We start from the raw sequence: 1,063 nt of genomic DNA, 5'->3' as shown, positions 1-1,063 counted from the left end.
GACGCGGTCGTGCTTCCGGGGTCGAAGAACACCGTCGACGACCTGCTGGCGCTCCGGGAGGCCGGGTTCGACGACGCGATCCGAGGGTTCGACGGGCCGGTCGTCGGGCTCTGCGGCGGGTACCAGATCCTCGGGGAGCGGCTCGTCGCCGCGGACGTCGAAGGGACGGGATCGGTCGAGACGGTCGAGGGCGTGGGAGCCCTCCCGGTCGAGACCCGATTCTCACGAGAGAAGCGCGTGGAGCGCGTTCGCCGGTCGGTCGAGGGCGTCGGACCCATCGCGGGCGCGACGGGGACGGCGACCGGGTACGAGATACACATGGGACGGTCCGAGCCGGTTCGCGAGGTCTGCCGGCCGCTGGGACCGGAGAGCGCGGCCACCGATCGCGTGCTCGGCACGTACCTCCACGGGCTCTTCGAGAACGACTCCGTCAGGAACGCCTTCGTCGACGCGGTGTTCGACGCGACCGATCGGTCGCGACCGAACGGCGATGGCTCCCCGACGGACGGGGACGATCGGTCCCCGTACGACCGCGCCGCCGACCTCGTCGCCGACAACGTCGACCTCTCCGCGGTCGGTCTCGACGTATGAGCGAGTCGTCGGAAACACCAGACGGATAGTCGAAAGGGTGAGAAGGTGTCAGAGAACACGTCACGAGGAATTATTTTCACGATGTCGTATGCGGATCATCCGTTAGAGGGGTTCTGCTAGTAATCCGATGGGTGGGCGGTTGAGCGAACTCGGAGCGTTCGAGACGGGATCGTTGCTGGCGCGGAGCACTCACAAAGCCCCAGCCGCGAGGACTCGCGCGGCTCGCTGTGGTCCTCGACCGTTCACTGCGTTCACGGTCTGCGGTCCTTACGTCGCCGGACTTCGCCCTCACGGCTGCCCCTTTGAGTCCCACCCCGCAGCCCCGCACCTCACGCCTCCCCAGCCTCGTCGCTCGCTTCGCTCGCGACTCCCTCGCGCGCTGCTCGCGCCCTGTGGGCGCTCGCAGGCGCGCCACCGCATGAATCGACATTGCTTGGACTGTATTGAGCGAATCCTGTACAGGCGTGTGAAC

General features: G+C 67.5%; 1 pseudogene. It reads left to right on the top strand.

What is annotated here, in order from left to right:
* Positions 1 to 591, top strand: a pseudogene (locus tag GJ633_RS16835) (cobyric acid synthase CobQ); the annotation flags it as partial.
* Positions 592 to 1,063: the final 472 nt, after the last annotated feature.

Source organism: Halorubrum sp. CBA1125 (assembly GCF_009742825.1).
Taxonomy (GTDB): Archaea; Halobacteriota; Halobacteria; order Halobacteriales; family Haloferacaceae; genus Halorubrum.
Note: the sequence above shows the minus strand (reverse complement) of the source record. Positions and strands in the feature narration are given on the sequence as shown.